This is a genomic window from Rhodopila globiformis (assembly GCF_002937115.1).
GTDB lineage: Bacteria > Pseudomonadota > Alphaproteobacteria > Acetobacterales > Acetobacteraceae > Rhodopila > Rhodopila globiformis.
This window is the reverse complement of the sequence record NZ_NHRY01000257.1, coordinates 39,710-57,111: the sequence shown is the minus strand read 5'-3', so window position 1 is coordinate 57,111 and position 17,402 is coordinate 39,710. Positions and strand designations below refer to the sequence as shown.

18 protein-coding genes and 1 tRNA gene are annotated in these 17,402 nt (G+C 67.0%); 14 read left to right on the top strand and 5 right to left on the bottom strand.

The window, feature by feature from the left end:
- Positions 1-452 precede the first annotated feature (452 nt).
- Both gltA and CCS01_RS27425 read right to left on the bottom strand, forming a co-directional pair.
- Entirely contained in the window at positions 453-1,760 is a 1,308-nt protein-coding gene (gene gltA / locus CCS01_RS27430; RefSeq protein WP_104521951.1) for a citrate synthase, read from the bottom strand.
- A 167-nt stretch (positions 1,761-1,927) separates the two neighbouring features.
- The gene (locus CCS01_RS27425) at positions 1,928-2,134 is read right to left on the bottom strand and encodes a hypothetical protein (RefSeq protein ID WP_104521950.1); all 207 of its coding nucleotides are present in this window, start codon (positions 2,132-2,134) and stop codon (positions 1,928-1,930) included.
- A gap of 133 nt (positions 2,135-2,267) precedes the next feature.
- Between CCS01_RS27425 and CCS01_RS27420 the strand changes: the two genes are divergently transcribed.
- From CCS01_RS27420 to CCS01_RS33255, 6 genes are all read left to right on the top strand, one after another.
- Complete coding sequence (locus tag CCS01_RS27420; protein WP_104521955.1) at positions 2,268-3,092, top strand: LpxI family protein; 825 nt, start codon at positions 2,268-2,270, stop codon at positions 3,090-3,092.
- A gap of 19 nt (positions 3,093-3,111) precedes the next feature.
- Positions 3,112-3,498 (top strand): lactoylglutathione lyase, encoded by a 387-nt coding sequence (gene gloA / locus CCS01_RS27415; protein WP_104521949.1) that lies wholly within the window; start codon positions 3,112-3,114, stop codon positions 3,496-3,498.
- A 99-nt stretch (positions 3,499-3,597) separates the two neighbouring features.
- The gene (locus CCS01_RS27410) at positions 3,598-4,722 is read left to right on the top strand and encodes a CaiB/BaiF CoA transferase family protein (protein WP_104521948.1); all 1,125 of its coding nucleotides are present in this window, start codon (positions 3,598-3,600) and stop codon (positions 4,720-4,722) included.
- A gap of 238 nt (positions 4,723-4,960) precedes the next feature.
- Entirely contained in the window at positions 4,961-5,641 is a 681-nt protein-coding gene (locus tag CCS01_RS27405) for a lipid-binding SYLF domain-containing protein (RefSeq protein WP_158258638.1), read from the top strand.
- Positions 5,642-5,713: 72 nt separating this feature from the next.
- A tRNA-Gln gene (locus tag CCS01_RS27400) sits at positions 5,714-5,787 on the top strand.
- 83 nt (positions 5,788-5,870) lie between these two features.
- Positions 5,871-6,512 carry a DUF6538 domain-containing protein gene (locus CCS01_RS33255; protein WP_146101994.1) on the top strand — a complete coding sequence of 214 codons (642 nt, stop codon included), beginning with the start codon at positions 5,871-5,873 and terminating at the stop codon, positions 6,510-6,512.
- A gap of 462 nt (positions 6,513-6,974) precedes the next feature.
- Here the strand turns inward: CCS01_RS33255 and purN are convergent, their stop codons facing one another.
- Together purN and purM are read right to left on the bottom strand one after the other, a co-directional pair.
- Positions 6,975-7,610, bottom strand: coding sequence for a phosphoribosylglycinamide formyltransferase (purN, locus tag CCS01_RS27395; protein ID WP_104521946.1), 636 nt, complete (start codon positions 7,608-7,610; stop codon positions 6,975-6,977).
- Complete coding sequence (purM, locus tag CCS01_RS27390; protein WP_104521945.1) at positions 7,607-8,695, bottom strand: phosphoribosylformylglycinamidine cyclo-ligase; 1,089 nt, start codon at positions 8,693-8,695, stop codon at positions 7,607-7,609. The genes purN and purM overlap by 4 nt, the downstream gene beginning before the upstream one ends.
- A 123-nt stretch (positions 8,696-8,818) precedes the next feature.
- Here purM and CCS01_RS27385 point away from each other — a divergent pair, with 123 nt between their 5' ends.
- The 8 genes from CCS01_RS27385 to CCS01_RS27355 all read left to right on the top strand — a co-directional run bounded on the left by CCS01_RS27385 (position 8,819) and on the right by CCS01_RS27355 (position 16,807).
- Positions 8,819-9,397 carry a CDP-alcohol phosphatidyltransferase family protein gene (locus tag CCS01_RS27385; RefSeq protein ID WP_239992417.1) on the top strand — a complete coding sequence of 193 codons (579 nt, stop codon included), beginning with the start codon at positions 8,819-8,821 and terminating at the stop codon, positions 9,395-9,397.
- Positions 9,398-9,401: 4 nt separating this feature from the next.
- A complete protein-coding gene (locus CCS01_RS27380) occupies positions 9,402-10,547 on the top strand; it encodes an AI-2E family transporter (RefSeq protein ID WP_239992416.1) in 1,146 nt (381 codons plus the stop codon).
- Positions 10,547-11,272, top strand: coding sequence for a P-loop NTPase family protein (locus CCS01_RS27375; protein WP_104521943.1), 726 nt, complete (start codon positions 10,547-10,549; stop codon positions 11,270-11,272). The genes CCS01_RS27380 and CCS01_RS27375 overlap by 1 nt, the downstream gene beginning before the upstream one ends.
- Positions 11,273-11,306: 34 nt before the next feature.
- The gene (locus CCS01_RS27370) at positions 11,307-13,664 is read left to right on the top strand and encodes an RNA degradosome polyphosphate kinase (RefSeq protein WP_104521942.1); all 2,358 of its coding nucleotides are present in this window, start codon (positions 11,307-11,309) and stop codon (positions 13,662-13,664) included.
- Between the two features lie 3 nt (positions 13,665-13,667).
- A complete protein-coding gene (locus CCS01_RS27365) occupies positions 13,668-15,179 on the top strand; it encodes a Ppx/GppA family phosphatase (RefSeq protein ID WP_104521941.1) in 1,512 nt (503 codons plus the stop codon).
- A gap of 206 nt (positions 15,180-15,385) precedes the next feature.
- Positions 15,386-15,619, top strand: a complete 234-nt coding sequence (locus CCS01_RS34000; RefSeq protein WP_158258637.1) for a hypothetical protein — start codon at positions 15,386-15,388, stop codon at positions 15,617-15,619.
- Entirely contained in the window at positions 15,558-16,070 is a 513-nt protein-coding gene (locus CCS01_RS35790) for a putative toxin-antitoxin system toxin component, PIN family (RefSeq protein ID WP_104521940.1), read from the top strand. Before CCS01_RS34000 ends, CCS01_RS35790 begins: the two co-directional genes overlap by 62 nt.
- Positions 16,071-16,579: 509 nt before the next feature.
- On the top strand, positions 16,580-16,807 hold the full coding sequence (locus CCS01_RS27355) for a hypothetical protein (protein WP_104521939.1): 228 nt from the start codon (positions 16,580-16,582) through the stop codon (positions 16,805-16,807).
- A 58-nt stretch (positions 16,808-16,865) separates the two neighbouring features.
- On the opposite strand, the gene CCS01_RS27350 is transcribed toward CCS01_RS27355, so the two are convergent.
- Entirely contained in the window at positions 16,866-17,252 is a 387-nt protein-coding gene (locus tag CCS01_RS27350) for a hypothetical protein (RefSeq protein WP_146101993.1), read from the bottom strand.
- Between the last annotated feature and the right edge of the window lie 150 nt (positions 17,253-17,402).

Here is a 17,402-nt window from a genome sequence, read left to right as displayed (position 1 = left end):
CTGAACCGGCCACTTTAGTGGCCAACTGAACCCGGGACCGCGTTAGCGGTCCCGCTTGCCGCTTTGAGCGGCTCACACTCAACGGGCCGCGTCAGCGACCCGCCCGGCCGCTTTGAGCGGCCAACACCATAAAGCCCCCGGCTCTGCCGGGGGATATTTACTAAAATTTCCGATTAGATCGACAGACGGGAGGCTGGGCGGGGATGCTCTCAACGAGGATCAGATTTGAGACTTTGGCTAAAACGTTGATATTTCTACAAATTGAGTCAATCAGTTGAAAGCGGAGGTTAAGACTGGCTGTTAAGTTGGTGCGAAATCACATCTATTATTTTTGAGAAATATAACAGATTTCGGCCAGCGAAATTGGCCTTCGGCAACGACATGGGCGGCGGCGCAAAAAGAAACCGGCGGCCCTGACGGCCGCCGGTCGATGCATCCCAGTCCGGTAGATCCTATCCGCGTTGTGAGACCGGCACGTAGTCCCGCCGCGGGGCGCCCGTGTAGAGCTGCCTCGGACGGCCGATGCGCTGCTGCGGGTCCTCCATCATCTCCGTCCACTGGCTGACCCAGCCGACGGTGCGGGCCACAGCGAACAGCGCCGTGAACATGCTGGTCGGGAAGCCCATCGCCTTGAGGATGATGCCGGAGTAGAAATCGACGTTCGGATACAGCTTGCGGTCGACGAAGTAGGGGTCGCTCAGCGCGATCTTTTCCAGCTCCATCGCCAGGTCGAGCAGCGGATCGTCCTTGATCCCGAGTTCGGCCAGCACGTCGTGGCAGGCCTTCTGGATGATCTTCGCCCGCGGGTCGTAGTTCTTGTACACCCGGTGGCCGAAGCCCATCAGCTTGGTCTGGTTGTCCTTGTCCTTCACGTCGTCCAGGAACGCCTTGATGTTCCGGGTGTGACCGATCTCGGCCAGCATCTTCAGCACGGCCTCGTTGGCGCCGCCGTGCGCCGGGCCCCACAGGCTGGCGATGCCGGCGGCGATGCAGGCGAACGGATTGGCGCCCGTCGAGCCCGCCAGCCGGACGGTGCTGGTGGAGGCGTTCTGCTCATGGTCCGCGTGCAGGATCAGGATCAGGTCCATCGCCTTCGACAGCACCGGATTGATCTTGTACTCCTCGGTCGGGACCGCGTGGAACATGTACAGGAAGTTTTCCGCGTAGGTCAGGTCGTTGCGCGGGTACACGAAGGGCTGCCCGGCCGAATACTTGTGCGCCCAGGCGGCGATCGTCGGCACCTTGGCGATCAGCCGGAAGGCGGCGATCCGCCGGCTCTCGGTGTCGCGGACGTCCAGGTTGTCGTGATAGAACGCCGACAGCGCGCCAACCACGCCGCACATCACCGCCATCGGGTGCGCGTCGCGGCGGAAGCCGTTGTAGAAGGTGCGGATCTGTTCGTGCAGCATGTTGTGCCGCATGACGCCGAGTTCGAAATTGCGGTATTCCGAGGCGGTGGGCAGGTCCCCGTTCAGCAGCAGGTAGCAGACTTCCAGGAAGCGGGACTGCTCGGCAAGCTGCTCGATCGGGTAGCCACGATACAGCAGGATGCCGGCGTCGCCGTCGATATAGGTGATCGAACTGTCGCAGGACGCGGTCGCACCATAGCCAGGATCATAGGTGAACACGCCCAGATCGGCGTACATCTTGCGGATGTCGAAAACGTCCGGACCCACGGTGCCCGACAGCAACGGCAGCCTGGTCGACTTGTTCGAGCCGTCCAGCGTGATTGTAACAGATCCTTTGGCCGAAGCGCTCATGCGCGGAGTCCTTGTGCTGAGTACGAGATTGGACTGCGCCGCCAGCGGACACCGCGTGCCCGGCCAGGACGCTAATTAAGGCTAAAATTATGGCGTGCTGTGTCGCGACGCAACCTTCGCTTATGCAGCAAAGCTGTGCGCCGGACACATCTTTGTCGCCACGATCGTTAATGCAGGATCAGGTGGCGTCGGGGGCGCAGCGCGGGGACCGGACGGGTCTGCTCGGCCTGGCAGGCGCGGATCGCCTTGCGCAGGGCCACCATGGTGCGGGGCAGGTTCAGGTTGACTGTCTCCTCGGCCAGCATGTTCAGGCACTGGAGGACGTTGGCCGCTGTTGCATGCCGCGCCGCTTCGGGCAAATCGTCGTCAACCATGGGCAGGGCAATCTCTGTATTGGGTATATCACGGTAGCGTGAAATTGTGGCCTATGATGTATGCGGAAAAACCCATGTGGGTTGCAAGGAAAGAGTCGTGGCGGCGCATTTCGCAATGAAAAATCAGGCAGAAATGCCACGCAGGCTGGGGATCATCGCCGGCGGCGGCACTTTGCCGGCCCGGGTCGCGGCCGCGGCCGTGGCCGCCGGCCGCTTTGTCTTCATCCTGGGGCTGGAGGGGTTCGCGAACCCCGCAGTCCTCGCGCCATGGCCGCACGAAATCCAGCGCATCGGCAAGGCCGGCCGTATCTTCGCCGCCCTGCGCGAGCATGGCTGCCAGGACATCGTGATGATCGGCGCGGTCCGCCGGCCGTCGTTGCTCGATTTGCGGCCGGATGCGGAAGGGGCGCGGATCCTCGCCCGCATCGGCCGCGCCGCCTTCGCCGGCGACGACGGGTTGCTGGCGGCCGTCATCAGGATCTTCGCCGAAGAGGGGTTCACGGTCATCGGTGCCCACGACGTGCTCCGCGAGGTCCTGGCGCCGGCCGGGGTGCTGACCCGCGTGCGGCCGGACGCCCAGGCGATGGCGGATATCGAGCGGGGGCGCGCGGTCGCCCGCGCCCTGGGCGCGGTGGATGTCGGGCAGGGATGCGTGGTGCAGCAGGGGCTTGTGCTGGCGGTCGAGGCCATCGAAGGCACCGACGCGATGCTCGCCCGCGCCGGGACGCTGCGGCGCGACGGCATTGGCGGCGTGTTGGTGAAAGTGGTCAAGCCGGGCCAGGACCGGCGGGCGGACCTGCCGACCATCGGTCCCGACACGGTGCGCCATGCCGCGGCAGCGGGGCTGAGGGGGCTTGCGTTCGAGGCGCAGTGCACCATTCTGGCAGACCGCGCGGCCTGCGTGGCCGCGGCGGACGCGGCGGGCCTGTTCATGATTGGCCTCGATCCCGCGACCTGATCCAGAGGAGGAGCATCCGATGAGCCGGTTCCTGCACACCATGCTGCGCGTCGGCGACCTGCAGCGCAGCGTCGATTTCTACACCAAGGGGTTCGGGATGAAGGAACTCCGCCGCCGTGACGTGCCGGATGGCAAGTACACCCTGGCTTTCGTCGGCTACGGCGACGAGGACAGCAATGCCGTCATCGAACTGACCTATAACTACGGCGTCAAGGAGTACGACCAGGGCACGGCGTTCGGCCACCTGGCCGTCGGGGTGCCGGATGTGGCCGCCACCACCGAGAAGCTGCGCAGCTTCGGCGCCAAGGTGACCCGCGAGCCCGGGCCGGTGAAGTTCGGCACTACGATCATCGCCTTCGTCGAGGATCCCGACGGCTACAAGATCGAGCTGATCCAGCGGAGCTGAGCCTGCTCTGGCGCAACCGCGGCACGCGCCTCGGTTGCGCCAGGGGGCCGGGTTGGCGTTTACTTTCGTCTTGAAAGAACAAGGGGAAGGAAGCCGGCCATGGGTCCTTTGGCAGGGGTTAAAATCGTCGAGTTCGCCGGCATCGGCCCGGCGCCGCTGGCGGCCATGCTGCTGGCGGACATGGGGGCGACGGTGATCCGCATCGATCGCGTCGCGGCCACGGACCTGGGTGTGCCGATGGCCGATCAGTTCGATTTCACCAAGCGGAACCGGGCGGTCCTGAAGCTGGACCTGAAGAAGCCCGAGGCGATTGCCCTGGTGCTGCGGCTGATCGACGGCGCCGACGGATTGATCGAGGGCTTCCGTCCGGGGGTGATGGAGCGCCTGGGGCTCGGCCCGGATGTCTGCCTGCGCCGCAATCCGAAGCTGGCCTTCGGGCGGGTGACCGGCTGGGGGCAGGAAGGGCCGCTGGCCCAGGCGGCCGGGCACGACATGAACTACATCGCCCTAACCGGCGCGCTGCACGCCATCGGCCGCGCGGGCCAGAAGCCGACGCCGCCGCTGAACCTTGTCGGCGACTACGGCGGCGGCGCGATGTACCTGGTGACCGGGCTGCTCGCGGCGATCGTCTCGGCCCGCGCCACGGGCGTCGGGCAGGTGGTGGATGCGGCGATGGTCGATGGCGCGCTGTCGCTGATGACGCCGATCTACGGGATGAAGGCGGCCGGGCGGATGAAGGGGCCGCGCGGCCACAACCAGCTCGATTCTGGCGCCTACTATTACGAAGTGTATGAGTGCGCCGATGGACAGTACATCTCGATTGCGCCGATCGAGGCGAAATTCCACGCCGAACTGCTGCGGATCCTGGAGATCGACCCGGCGACGATGCCGCCCCAGCGCGACCCGGAGGGGTGGCCGCGCTGGAAGGATCTGCTGGCCGAGCGGTTCCGCACCCGCACCCGCGACGACTGGTGCCGCATCCTGGAAGGCACCGACGCCTGCTTCGCGCCGGTGCTGTCCATGGCGGAGGCGCACACGCATCCGCACAACCAGGCGCGATCGGCGTTCATCGATGTCGACGGCATCCGCCAGCCCGCGCCGGCGCCGCGCTTCAGCGTGACGCAGTCCGCGCCGCCGCGCCCCCCCGGCTCGGTGCCGGCGCGGGAAGCCCTGGAGGCCTGGGGATTGTCGGCCGCGGATATCGAGGCAGCCGGCGGCGGCTGAGAGGCTCGTCTTCCGGCGGACCCCGCTCCCCCCAAGTTTGGCGCGCCACCTGCCAAGCCGGCGCGGGGTTTCCGGAAACCTGAGGCTTTCGGGCACCTCGATGATGGTTTTTCGGTTACACCGGCTGCGCGATGCACGGCCTTCGCGCGGTCGTTATCGCCGCTCGCTACAACCGCGATACGTCCGTGAAGATATCCCCTCCGCTGTTGCTGCATTGCCGTTCGACAGGAAGGGACCGATGATGATCACACGGAAGCAGTTTCTGGGCGGCGCCGCATTGCTGGGCGCGGCGGCGCTTGGCGCGCCGGTGGCAGGCGCCCAGACGAGCCAGCAGGTCACGGTGGACGGCGCCCGCAAGGTGCTGGCCGATTTGCGCCACGACAAGGAATTCGGCAATGCCAAGCGGCTGATCCGCCAGGCGAGGGCGGTCCTGATCGTTCCCAAGCTGCTGAAGGGTGGCTTCTTCGTCGGCGGCGAGGGCGGCAACGGCGTGATGATGGTGCAGCATGACGGGCGCTGGAGCGCACCCGCCTTCTATGCCCTGGGCGCCGCATCCTTCGGATTGCAGGTGGGGCTGGAGCAGTCGGAAGTGATCCTGCTGATCATGACCCAGAAGGGCATGAACGGCGTCCTGCGGGACGAGTTCAAGATCGGTGCCCAGGCGGGGATCTCGGTGGCGACCCTTGGGTCCGGGATTGAAGGCGCCATCGGCGGCGCATCGCTGCCCGATGTCGTGGTATGGTCGTCCTCGACCGGCCTGTACGGCGGGCTGACGGTGGACGGATCGATCATCCGGGCGGAGCCGAACCAGGACTCGGAATATTATGGGCGGCAGCTGACGTCGCGTGAGGTGCTGTTCGGCAAGGTCGAGAGTCCGCGGGTCGCGCCGTTGCGGCGGGAGATGGATGCCCTCGGATAAATGCACGGACCCTGTTGCGGGCTGCGGGCGAGCGTGCTATTGCGCCCGCCCGCGCCCAAGATGGCATCCCGATGGGGGATAGTTTAGCGGTAAAACTCCCGGCTCTGACCCGGGCATCCTTGGTTCGAATCCAGGTCCCCCAGCCACCGCGTTGATTTGTCTAACTTTTTCGTCGGGCACCACCGCCTTCTGGAGTAACTCTCCAGCGGGCTTCTCCAATGGTGCCCCAATGCTGACCCGTCAGGGTTCCACATTCCACTTCCGCCGCGCCGTTCCGGCGCGTCTTCGCCCCTTCATCGGCCAGACAGAACTCTGGGCGTCCCTCGGCAGATCGTCAGCAACCATAGAGCGTGCCAAGGCCGGTCTGCTATATGCCGCAGTCGAAAGGACTTTCGCCGTGGCTGAAAAAATCATTAGCCTACCGACAACAATTCAATCTAACGATAACCTCGCCGATACAGCAAAGCAGACTTTGGACCTACGGCTGCGTGCAGATGCCGAAGTGCAGCAGATTGCTGCACTGACTGAGGAACAGCAGGCTCTGCAACAACGACTACACGAGTACCGCATGCTCAGCACCGAGATCCGCCATCAGCGGGAAATGGCGGCCCGGACCAAAGCCATGTCAGACCGTGTGGCCGCGCTTATGCCGCTCATTGACCGCGCTCACGGACACATGGCCGCGGCGCGACAAGAGGGGGAGAGGGCCAAGGATGGCAGCAAGCCTGCAATCGGCCGTCTCCGCACTGGCTCAAGTGAGAGCCGATGTCGAACAGCAAACGCCGAAACTGCCGCCAGCGCCACTGGCCTCTCAGTTGATCGAACCATTTTTCCAGCACCGGGAGACGAAGGACAAGATCAGCCACCATGATATGAACCAGGAACGCGGAACGTTGCGCCATTTCCTGGAGGCGCGCGGCGACAAGCCGGTGAACGCGTATCACAGGGGCGACGTGACCGATTTCCTGGACACCATGGGGAAACTCCCGGCCGTTTATGGTCGGTCACCGAAGGACAAGGAGACGCCGCTACCAAACATCATTGCGCGGGCGGAGGCAGGCAATTTGCCGAGGATCAAGGAGAAGACAGCGAAGCGGCACCTCATCGCGCTGAGCCAATTCTTCCGGTTCGCTGTGGACAAGCGGCATCCCAGTATCTGTCCGGGAACATCATGTGGGATTGCAGAGGCTTCGCACCAGGCCCCAGACAATCGCCTGATTTTGCGTTTGTTTCCGAGATTTGTGCATCCTGTAGGGCCCGTCCCGGCCATGACGATGAGGCACCGGCGCCCGGCGGCCAGAACTCTACGCCGCCTGGCATCAGTCGCCAGCGCTCAACGCGCCCGCCACCCCAACGGATTCGCCAGCGCCGCCGCCGGCTCCGGCGCGGCCGCCGGCAAGCCGGCCGCCACCGCCGCCAGGGCCGCCGGATAGACCAGGTGTTCCTGCCGTAGCACCCGCTCCGCCAGGTCGTCTTCGGTATCCCCCGCCAGCACCGGCACCGCCGCCTGCGCCAGGATCGGCCCGGCGTCCATCTCCGAAGTCACCAGGTGGACAGTGCAGCCGTGCAGCTTCACCCCGGCCTCCAGCGCGCGGGCATGGGTATGCAGCCCGGGGAAGCAGGGCAGCAGGCTGGGGTGGATGTTCAGCATCCGGCCCTGCCAGGCGCCCACCAGGAACGGCGTCAGCAGCCGCATGTAGCCGGCGAGGCAGACGATCTCGATGTCGGCCGATCGCAGCGCCGCGTCGATCGCCGCCTCGTGCGTCGCGCGGTCGCGGCCGTATGCCCGATGGTCGATCGCCTCGGCCCGGATGCCGGCGGCGCGGGCGGTGTCCAGACCACCCGCCTCCGGCCGGTTGGACAGCACCAGGCAGATCTCCGCCGGAAACCCCGGGTCGCGCGCCGCCGCGACCAGCGCCTCCATGTTGGAGCCGCGGCCGCTGATCAGGATGGCGGTGCGGCGCTTCATGCCAGCCAGCCGGCGGTCTCGCCGATGCGCACGCCCGGCTCGCCGCTGCCGGCCTCGATCGTGCCGATGCGCATGACCCGCTCGCCCTGTTCCTCCAGCAGGCGGGTTGCCGCGTCGGGGTCGGAAACCACCAGCGCCATGCCGATGCCGCAGTTGAACACGCGCAGCATCTCCTCGGCCGGCACCCCGCCGGCCTCGGCCAGCCAGGGGAACACCGGCGGCACCGGCCAGGTGACATCCAGCGCCGCCACCGTGCCGTGCGGCAGGACCCGCGGCAGGTTGCCGGGCAGCCCGCCGCCGGTGATGTGCGCCGCCGCCTTCAGCAGCCCGGCGCGGTGCAGCGCCAGAACCGGCTGCACATAGATCCGCGTCGGCGTCATCAGCGCCTCGCCCAGCGTCTCACGCGACGAGAACGGCGCCGGGTCGCCCCAGGCCACCCCGGCGCCAGAGACGATCCGCCGCACCAGGGAGTAGCCGTTGGAATGCACGCCGGAACTCGCCAACCCGAGCACGGCGTCGCCCACCGCCACGCCCTGCGGCAGCAGCGCGTTACGCTCGGCCGCGCCGACGGCGAAGCCGGCCAGGTCGTAGTCGCTTTCCGCATACATCCCCGGCATTTCCGCCGTCTCGCCGCCCACCAGGGCGCAGCCGGCCTCGCGGCAGCCGCTGGCGATGCCGGCGATCACCGCATGCGCCTGCGGCACGGACAGCCGGCCGCTGGCGAAATAGTCCAGGAAGAACAGCGGCTCGGCGCCCTGCACCACCAGGTCGTTGACGCACATCGCCACCAGGTCGATGCCGACGGTGTCGTGCAGGTTGGTTTCCACCGCCACCTTCAGCTTGGTGCCGACGCCATCGGTGGTGGAGACCAGCACCGGGTCCTTGAACCCGGCCGCTTTCAGATCAAATAGAGCACCGAAACCGCCAAGGGACCCCATGACCCCCGGCCGCTTCGTGGCCTTCGTCAACGGCTTGATCATGTCCACCAGGGCGTCGCCGGCGTCGATGTCGACGCCCGCGTCGCGATAGTTCAGCCCGGCGGCACGCGGTCCGTTACGCGCATCTTGGTGATCCGCTCTGGTCATGGCAAACCTCTATATCCTGTGCCGCGGGGTGGAGATTGGGTGACACAAACCATGGGCGGCCGGTGAAAAGCAATTACGGGATGACCGCATTGCGACAAAGACGACGAATGGGAACTGAACCGCATGCCTGATGGCCCGACGCTGAGCCAGGATGTGACGCAAGCCGGCACGGCGTCCATCGTGAACCTGCCCAACATCATCACGTTCGGCCGCCTCTGCGCCGTGCCGCTGGCGTTCTGGATGATCATCGACCACCGCATCGACCAGGCCTTCATCCTGTTCATGGTGGCCGGCGCATCGGATGCGCTGGATGGCTGGCTGGCGCGCCGCTATGGCGGCAATGCCATAGGCGCGATGATGGACCCGGTGGCCGACAAGGCGCTGCTGGTCACGATGTACGTCACCCTGGCCGCGGTCGACATCCTGCCCGCCTGGGTGGCCATCCTGGTGGTGTTCCGCGACGTCGTCATCGTTGGCGGTGTCGTCATCCTGTCCGTCATGGGACATGCGATTGTCATCAGACCGTTGTATATATCCAAGGTCAATACCTTGGCCCAGCTCATGCTGGTGGCGGCCAGCCTGCTCCAGGGGGGATACGGCGTCGGCCTGCCCTGGCTGACCACCGTGCTGATCTGGGGCGTCACGCTGACCACGCTGGCCTCCGGCGCAGCCTATGTCTGGAATACCGCCCGGGGAGGGTGATCGCGTGGCAGCGGACCAGCAGGAGATAATCGCGGAGCCGGAGCCGCCGCCTCCCGCCATCCCGCGGCCGCGCTACGGCCCGCCCACCCGCACGCAGCGCATCATCGCCATCGTCAGCCTGCTGGTGGTGTTCTGGCTGGGCCTGCAGCTGTTCGCCTCGGTCCTGGCGCCGTTCGTCGCCGCCGCGGTGATGGCCTATGCGCTCGATCCGCCGACAACCGCGCTGACCCGGCTCGGCCTGCCGCGCGGCGGCGCGGCGCTGCTGATGATCCTGGCCGTGCTGGCCGGCGTCCTGCTGTTCGCCCTGCTGCTCTACCCGCTGGTCATCGTCCAGATCGGCCTGCTGATTGGCCGAATACCGCAGTATGCAACGCTGCTGCAGGGCTGGGCGCGCGAGGTGCTGACGCACCTGCAGGAGAACTTCGGCACCGACGTGGTCAACGACAAGATCCGCGACCTGGTCAGCGGCCAGGCGGGGTCGATGCTGAGCATCCTGCTCTCGACCGTGACCGGCCTGGTCACCAGCGGCTTCGCCATCTTCAACCTGCTGTCGCTGGCGGTGGTGACGCCGGTCGTCGGCTTCTACCTGCTGCGCGACTGGCCGACGATCCTGGGGTTGATCGATTCCTGGCTGCCGTACCGCTACCGCGACGTCATCCGCGCGCAGGCGCGGGCGGTCGATCGCGTGCTGTCGGCCTGGGTGCGCGGCCAGGCGCTGTGCTGCCTGATCCTGGCGGTGTATTATGCCGCCGGCCTGACCATTGCTGGCCTCGACCTCGGGCTGCTGGTCGGGCTGGCCGCTGGGCTGCTGTCATTCATCCCCTATGTCGGCTCGATCACCGGCGCGGTGACGTCCATTGGCCTGGCGCTGGCGCAATTCCCGCACTGGCGCGGCGTGGTCGTTGTCATCGGCGTGCTGATCGTCGGCCAGACGCTGGAAGGCTACGTGATCTATCCCCGTTTCCTGGGCGACCGGGTGGAGTTGCCGGCGGTGTGGGTGATTTTCGCCCTGTTCGCCGGCGCCGCGGCGTTCGGCTTCCTGGGCGTGATGCTGGCGGTGCCGGTGGCGGCGACCATCGGCGCGCTGGCCCGCTTCTGGCTGCGCCGCTACCTCAACAGCCCGCTCTACCTCGACCCGCCGGCCGCCTGATGCCATACCGGCGCCTGCAACTGACGCTGCCGTTCCCGCACGAGCCGGGCTACGCCGCGCTCGATTTCGTGCCCGACAGCTCCAACCAGGACGCGCTGGCCTGGCTCGAACGCCCGCAGGACTGGCCCGACCGGCGGCTGGCGCTGTGGGGCGACGGCGGCCGCGGCAAGTCACATCTGCTGCATGTCTGGGCGCGGGACTCCGGCTTCCCGCTGCTGCAGGGCCAGACGCTGCGCGGCCTGGACGCCGTGCCGCAGTCGGGCGGGCTGGCGCTGGACGACGCCGACACCGTCGCCGACGAGCACACCTTGCTGCACCTGCTGAACACCGCCCGCGACCGGGGCCTGTTGCTGCTGCTGTCCGGCCGCACCCCGCCGGCGCGCTGGCCGGTGCGCCTGCCCGACCTGTCCAGCCGGCTGCGCGCCATCACCGCGGTGGAGATCCTGCCCCCCTCCGATTTCCTGCTCCGCTCCCTGCTCATGCGCATGGTAGCCGATCGGCAGTTGACGGTGGGGGAGGCGGTGCAGGACTGGCTGCTGCTGCGGCTGCCGCGGGCGCCCGGGGCATTGCGTGAGGCGGTGGCGCGGCTGGACCGGGAGAGCATGGTCCGCCAGCAGCCGATCACCCGCGCGTTTGCGGCAAAGATGCTGGACATGGAGGATTTCGCCGACGATATGGCGGCGGCCGGATCAAGCCCCTCGTCGCGGCCAGCCGGATTCCTGTAAGCTCGTCACTCGATAGAAGTGAAGGACACGATCCATGCCACCGAAAGGTGAAGTCACGGAACTGGCCACCAGCTCGGGATCCGGGCCTGCGCGGGCCAGGTCCGGCCGGGCGCCGAAGCCGCGCGCGGACAAGACGCCGCTGGCCGCCGCCTTCACCCCCAAGCTGGTCGCCTCGGCCACCGACAAGGTGCCCGATCGGCTGGTGGCGCCGGACAGCCCCGAGCGGTTCATCAACCGGGAACTGTCCTGGCTCGACTTCAACCATCGCGTCCTGGAGGAGGCGGAGAACACCCGCCATCCGCTGCTGGAGCGGCTGCGCTTCCTGTCGATCAGCGCCTCCAACCTGGATGAGTTCTACTCGGTGCGTGTCGCCGCGCTGATTGGCCAGGTCAAGGCCGGCGCGGCGCATGCCTCGGCCGACGGACGCACGCCGGGGCAGCAACTGGCCGAGATCAAGGTGCGCGCCGAGAGCCTGCTGGCGGACCAGCAGCGCATCCTGCGGGAACTGCTGGTGCTGCTGCGCGAGGCGGGGCTGGAGCTTTGCAACCCGGACCGCCTGAACGAGGCCGACAAGGCCTGGCTGCAGGCCTGGTTCATGGAGCGGGTCTTCCCGGTGGTCACGCCACTGGCGATCGACCCGGCGCACCCGTTCCCGTTCATCCCGAACATGGGCCTGGTGCTGGCGCTGCTGCTGGTGCGGGAGGAGGACGGGCAGGGCATGCGCGGCCTGCTGCCGCTGCCCAGCCAGATCGAGCGCTTCATCCGCCTGCCCAACACCGACCCGGCCGGGCGCATCCGCTTCATGCTGCTGGAAGATCTGGCGGTGCTGTTCCTGAACCGCGTGTTCCCCGGCTTCCGCCTGGTGGGCAGCGGCATGTTCCGGCTGATTCGCGACACCGACGTGGAATTCGAGGAAGAGGCCGAGGACCTTGTCCGCTCCTACGAGACCGCGCTGAAGCGCCGCCGCCGCGGCGTCGCCATCCACGTCGAGATCAGCGAGCAGATGCCCGAGGAGTTGCGCGCCCTGGTGATCGACGAGCTGGACGCGCTGCCGGACGAGATCCACGACGACCAGCGCCTGCTCGGGCTGACCGACCTGAGCCAGCTGATCGTCGACGACCGCCCGGACCTGCTGTTCCCGCCCTACACGCCGCGCTTCCCCGAGCGCATCCGCGATTTCGGCGGCGACTGCTTCGCGGCGATCCGCGCCAAGGACATCATCGTCCACCACCCGTACGAGAGCTTCGACGTGGTGGTGCAGTTCCTGCGCCAGGCGGCGCAGGACCCGGCGGTGATCGCGATCAAGCAGACGCTGTACCGCACCAGCCGCGACTCCACCATCGTCAAGGCGCTGATCGAGGCGGCCGAGGCCGGCAAGTCGGTCACCGCCATGGTGGAGCTGCGTGCCCGCTTCGACGAGGAAGCGAACATCCGCCTGGCGCGCCGCATGGAGGCCGCTGGCGTGCAGGTGGTGTTCGGCTTCACCGGCCTGAAGACGCACGCCAAGCTGTCGCTTGTGGTGCGGCGCGAGGCGGGGGCGATCCGCTCCTACGCGCATTTCGGCTCCGGCAACTACCACCCGATCACAGCACGGATCTATACCGACCTGAGCTTCTTCACCGTCGATCCGGCGCTGACCCGCGACTCGGCGCGGCTGTTCAACTTCATGACCGGCTATGCCAAGCCTGAGGCCATGGAGGAACTGGGGTTCAGCCCGCTGACCACCCGCGCCATGCTGCTGGACCTGATCGAGCAGGAGATCGCCTTCGCCAAGGCGGGCAAGCCGGCGGCGATCTGGCTGAAGATGAACAGCCTGACCGACATGGCGCTGATCGACGCGCTGTACCGCGCCTCGAACGCCGGGGTGCGGGTGATGGGGGTGATTCGCGGCATCTGCTGCCTGCGCCCCGGTGTGCCCGGCCTGTCGGACACCATCCGCATCAAGTCGATCGTCGGGCGGTTCCTTGAGCACGGCCGCGTCATCGCCTTTGGCAACGGCCACCTGCTGCCCAGCCGCCACGCCAAGGTCTTCATCAGCTCGGCGGACTGGATGGAACGGAATATGGACTGGCGGGTAGAAACTCTGGTACCAATCCATAATCCCACGGTGCACGCGCAGGTGCTGGACCAGATCATGGTGATCAACCTGAAGGACTCGCTGCAGTCGTGGGAGCTGCATGCCGACGGCACCTGGACGCGGGTCGCGCCCGGGAACAAGCCGATGTCGGCGCATGACTGGTTCATGACCAATCCATCCCTGTCCGGCCGCGGCTCCGCGCTGCACGGGCCGGCGGTGACGCCGCTGGTCGCCGGGGTGCCGTCGCCGGTGGCCGGCATCGGCTCGGCGGGGGTGGCCGGGATCGGCAAGCAGGACCGCGTCAACCAGGATTAGAGCATGCCCTTCGCATCCCCTCCCAGGCTGCCCCGGTGTGGTGTCGTGGACCTCGGGTCCAATTCGGTTCGATTGGTGGTCTATGAGGGGCATACGCGCAATCCTCTGCCGATCTTCAATGAAAAGGCGGTGCTGCGGCTGGGGCGGGGCTTGCAGGCGACCGGGAAGCTGAACGAAGAGGGCATGGCGCTGGCGCTGACGGTGATGCACCGCTACCACGCCGTCGCCCGCGCCATGGGGGCGCATCCGTTCGAGGTGCTGGCCACCGCCGCGGTGCGCGACGCCTCCAACGGGCCGGCCTTCGTCGCGGCCTTGCAGGAGCGCATGCCGGGCGTGGCGATCCGGATTCTGTCGGGCGAGGAGGAGGCGGCGTATTCGGCCGACGGCATGCTGTGCGGCATCCCGGATGCCGAGGGCGTGCTGGCGGATATCGGCGGCGGCTCGCTGGAGGTGATCCGGCTGGCCGACGGGCGGCGCGGCGAGTCGCAGACGCTGCCGCTGGGGGTGATCCGGCTGGCCGAGCGCTCGGGCGGCGACATGGCGCGGGCGCGGGCGCTGGCTGATGCGGACCTGGATTCGGTGCCGTGGCTGGCGCAGGCGTCGGGCAGCGATCTTTATCTCGTCGGCGGCGCGTTCCGGGCGCTGGCGCGCATCCAGATGCTCCAGGCCAACTACCCGCTGGCCATGGTGCACCACTACACCGTCGCCCGGGAGGACGCGCGGACGCTGGCCGACATGCTGGCGACGGCGCCGCGCCGGACGCTGGAGCGGCTGCCGGGGGCGCCGCGCCGGCGGATCGACGACCTGCCGTTCGCCGGGATGGTGCTGCGCCGGCTGCTGCGGCGGACCAGCGCGCGGCGGGTGGTGTTCAGCGCCTCGGGCCTGCGCGAGGGCTGGTTCATGCGCCGGATGCCGGCGGCGATCCGCGAGCAGGAGCCGCTGCACAGCGCGGCATGGGAACTGGCGGCACGGCACGGCCGCGACCCGGAGCTGCCGCCGGCGCTGATCGAATGGACCCGGCCACTGTTCCGCGGCGAGCGGCCGGCCATCACCAAGCTGCGCGAGGCGATGTGCTGGATGTCGGACATCGGCAGCCACGACCATCCCGAGTTCCGCGCCGAGCAGGCCTTCCTGCGGGTGCTGCGCCAGCCCGGGCTGGGGCTGGACCATCCGTCGCGGGCGTTCCTGGCGCTGGGCGTGGCCGGGCGCTACGACGCAGGCCCGGACGCCGCGTTCCTGCGGCCGGCGCGCCTGCTGCTGGACCTGGAGAGCGCGGGCCGCGCCGAGTTGCTGGGGCTGGCGCTGGGGCTGGCCTATACGCTGTCCGCCGGCACGCGGAACCTGCTGGCCGGCACCTGGCTGCGGGTCGAGGACGGCAAGCTGGCGCTGCACCTGCGGCCGAACAGCGGCGTGTTCGCCGGCGAGGCGGTGATCAGGCGGCTGGAACGGCTGGCACAGGCGATGGGGCTGGCGGCGGCGGCGGTGGAGGACCTGGAGGAAGCGGCGGCGGAATGATCCGGCGGGCGGTTGCCGCTGAGGCCGAGGCGGTGCGGGTGGGAGGCGGTGACGCTGTATACCAATGCACTGATGACGGAGAATATCGCGGGCGACAAAACACGGGGGATTTCCACGGCGGCAGATGTTTGAACAAGGACATCGCTCCCTGCTATCACGCAAACATGGTGCAGCTTCGGCCCTGCTACCGACAGAGAGGACAGACTATGGCATCGGCACCGAGCGTCATCGAAGTTACCGCCGGAGAGATCGCGGCTGAGCTGCAACGTCGCGGGATCAGTTCCGACGAACGGGTAACTCTGACGATAGAGCCGGAAGGTGAGTTGATCCCCGGTCGCCGCGAATCCCGCACGAAAGTTGTCGCCGCCGGTTTGTCGGATGCTGACATCGACAGGCTCATCAAGCAGGCTCAACACGAAGTCGAGCCAAGGATTGCATGAGAGTTGTTGTCGATACCAACGTCTTCGTCAGCGCCGCGCTTTAAAGACAAGTCCCTTCCCGCCGTCGCATTGCGTTTGGCGGCGCAACGCGGTGTCGTGCTCAAATCAGCCGCGACGGAGGCACAGCTTCTCGCTGTCATCGCGCGACCATAACCTGGTGCCATTGATCGCACCGGCAACCTCTGAATGGTTCAGGCAACTGATGACGAAGGCGGAACTGGTCACGATTGCCGAGAGAATTGCAGCTTGTCGCGATTCCACTAACGACAAATTCCTGGAACTCGCGGTGAACGGTCATGCCGATTCCATTTTAACCGGCGATTCCGATTTGCTCGTCCTCAATCCTTTTCGCGGCATCCCGATTGTCAACCTGCCACGTTCGTGCAGGAAGCATCGCGTTGAGAGCCCTTGGGGCCGTCCACCCCATCTGTTTGATTGCATTGGGCGTTGAGGTCTGGAGCGGTTGCTGTCTGGGTGGAAACTGGTGCCGGGAGGCATGCGTGAAGGATTGAGGCGTGGGCTTCCTGGTCCGGCTTGGCCGTGGTCGGGGATGGTGTGCCCCCGGTTGGGACAGCGTGGTTGATGGCGTATTTCTGTTCGCACAGAGAATGACTGAGGCCCTTGGAGGGCCGCGGAGCGTCAGGGGGATGTCGCGCAGGCTGGTGCGGGTGTTGGCGTCGTGGCGGGTAGCGTCGCCGGTCCACCCGTGCGGCGATGCCGGGCGATTCATGGTGCGGCGGTGCCGGTTGTCATGCGCTTCGCCCGTAGCGCCCGAACATCTTCCCTGTGGCCCTCCGCGACCCTCAGTTTTCCTCTGTGGTTACATTCCAGGACGATCCACCCGCACGCCCGCTGCCAATGGCCCTCAACCAGCCGAAACGCAGACATAGCCTATCCATGCCGCCGGCGTTCAAATCATCGGCCGCTTCCGCAAGAGGAACTCAGTCAAACAGGCTCTGTATGCCAAATCCGCTGTCCCATAGCGAAATGCAGTCTGCCGTGGAACCGCTCGCGCCACTTATCGCCCGCAACGCCGGGCACCGCCTGGACTTGCTTCAAGCGGCCGGCGGCACGCCGAACGCGTCCGTGGTGGCCCGGCTGCTCGCAATAAGCCGGCAGGCCGTGGACAAGCGCCGGCGGTCGAACGGATTGCTCGGCCTGCGGCAGGGCGGGGACTGGCATTACTAAGGAACCGGTCAATCCCTCGCCACGCGGCCACCCAACCATGCCACTTTTTATAGGAAGTTCAATGGTCTGGCTTGGTGAAATGGTAGGCGTTTGACCGCCTTCTTAGTATCCTCGATGCCAGTTCGACGAGGCTCGGCACGATGTCGTCGCCGATTTGCCGCGCTTCCTGTGGGAGACGAAGGTCGCCAACCCGTGGGTGGTGCTGGATCTGCTCCTGTCGCCGGATGACGCATTGAACGGCAGGACGCCGCTCGCCATACTTCGCAGCGAAGGCTGGACCGACGCGCTCGCTCGGGTACTTCGCATACAGCACGGCGATGGATTTGCCTGACATCGTCACCACCGCGCGGCTCATCTGGCCGCACGCGCCGATGCCGCCGGTCTGGCTGCCAGGACGCTGCCAATTGACCATGTGGCGGTGGGGACGCCGCTGTTCCGCGTCCATCGGCGCGACTGCGATCCGGTAGTCTTCGGGCCGAACAAGGTAGTCGTTCCAACGAATCGCTTCGCTGCCCCGACGGCGACGTTTGGGCGTGCTTTCCCCTCAGCGCGGCCGAGGCAACCAGTCCAACGGTTTCGCTGCTTGTGCATCAGC